Here is a 1,844-nt window from a genome sequence, read left to right as displayed (position 1 = left end):
CGATGAAGAACAGCGTGATTGCGAGAGCGATAGACAGCATATTAAAAACAGAGGAAAGAAAAGAAAAATAAAAATAGACGATAAAAAAGTGCGTTTTAGCTGGCAGGAACCGTATCATTTTTTGGCGGCGGAGGCGGGCGCCGCCAAAAATTCGACTTGGTCGGGGATGCCAGACTTGAACTGGCAACCGCTCGCACCCCATGCGAGTGCGCTAGCCAATTGCGCCAATCCCCGTCTTCTACTCTCTTGGTAACCATTCAGTTTCTCCCAGACTAAGCTTGCATTCCCCCGTCACAGTCTGATACCGTAGTAATTCCTATGTACTACTCTCCTGCCCAACTCTCTGCGCTGCGGTTCGAGGTTCGCCGCCTACGAACCAATGTAGCAAATTACCAACATTGGCACCTCCTTCAGAAGCAGAAAGCAGATCGGTTTGAAAAAGTAATTGAAAAACAGGATCAGCTCATCCGGGAACTGGAGAAAGAAAACACCCAGTTACGCAAACAGAAGAACGATCTCACAGACGAACTGGAGAAAACGAGAAAGGAACGCGATACATTCAAAGGCATGGTGTTTCGTCCGAAGCAGTATACAGCGCCTTCCCTCCGTCGCCGCGGCGGACAACCGGGGCATGCCGGTCATGGGCGATTTCTTCCCCATCGTATTAACCGATACTCCCGAGCTTTTCTGACGCAGTGTCCCGATTGCCACACCATCCTTCCCAGAGTCCAGGCTGCCGATACCCACACGGTTACGGATCTTCCCCATTGGAGAGACATGCAGCCCGTGACAACAGAATACACCATCGAGCGACAATGGTGCTCCTTGTGCAAAAAAGAGGTGCGGGCGGTTCCTGCCGGCACCATTCCCTCTGTCCGGCTCGGCATGAACCTCGTGACCATGGTGATGGTCTGGCGCTACCGATTCCGAGAGCCTTTCGGCAAGATTGCCGAGCGGCTCAAAACACAGTACGATCTTCATCTTTCCCAAGGTGCGCTTGTCCATATCCTCCAACGAACACGCAGATGGTTGGGACCACGCTACGAGGAATTTCTTGCCGAAGTCCGAGGGAGTCCCGTTAAACATGCCGATGAAACCGGGTGGCGCGTTTCCGGAGAAAACTGGTGGAGTTGGGTATTTGCTTCACAGAAAAGTACCGTCTACACCATGGAGGAAACCCGGGGAGGAGGTGTTCCAAAGATATTCCTCAGTGGAGCCACTGGACTGCTCGTCCGGGATGACTACGGAGGGTATACCAACCTTCCCATTGCACAGCAATCCTGCTGGGCGCATCTGCTGCGTCTGGCACGGGATCTGGCAGCGCGAGACGACGCGTCAGGAGAGGTGAAAACGATCTACGAAAAACTCAAAACACTTTTCGAACTGCTTTCGGACGATGTTGCTCGACCATTCGATCAAAAAGATCGACAACAATTGTTTGAATGGTATACGGTGGATCTTGAGCGCATCAGCACGCTGCCTACGGGTGCTACAGACGCAAAAAAAGTACAAGGGAGAATCGCCAAACAGAACACTCGACTCTTCACGGCACTTCTGCATCCGGAAGGCGTCCTTACCAACAACCAGGCAGAACGGGATATCCGGAAACTGGTCGTCACCCGAAAGATCTCCGGAGGGAGTCAATCAAAGGAGGGCGCAAAAACGCATGCCGTGAACATGAGCATTGTAGAGACCATACACAAAAGACAATTACCCCTTCTGGATACCCTACAGGACTATCTGTTTGCCGGGGCTGCTGGGAGAAACTGAATACTTACGTATTATCCCAACACCATCGGCAGCGGCAAGAGGTCGCGCTTGAATGGATCAAGAACAAAACCCAG

Annotated in this window: 1 protein-coding gene and 1 tRNA gene; one reads left to right on the top strand and one right to left on the bottom strand. The window is 52.0% G+C overall.

Features of this window, described 5'->3' with window-relative positions:
• Window positions 1-157: 157 nt before the first annotated feature.
• A tRNA-Pro gene (locus QME66_13690) sits at window positions 158-234 on the bottom strand.
• A 333-nt stretch (window positions 235-567) separates the two neighbouring features.
• On the opposite strand from QME66_13690, the gene QME66_13685 reads away from it, so the two are divergent.
• Window positions 568-1,770, top strand: coding sequence for an IS66 family transposase (locus tag QME66_13685; protein ID MDI6809997.1), 1,203 nt, complete (start codon window positions 568-570; stop codon window positions 1,768-1,770).
• Window positions 1,771-1,844: the final 74 nt, after the last annotated feature.

This window comes from Candidatus Eisenbacteria bacterium (genome assembly GCA_030017955.1).
Taxonomy (GTDB): Bacteria; Eisenbacteria; RBG-16-71-46; order JASEGR01; family JASEGR01; genus JASEGR01.
This window is presented reverse-complemented; position numbering and strand designations above follow the sequence as displayed.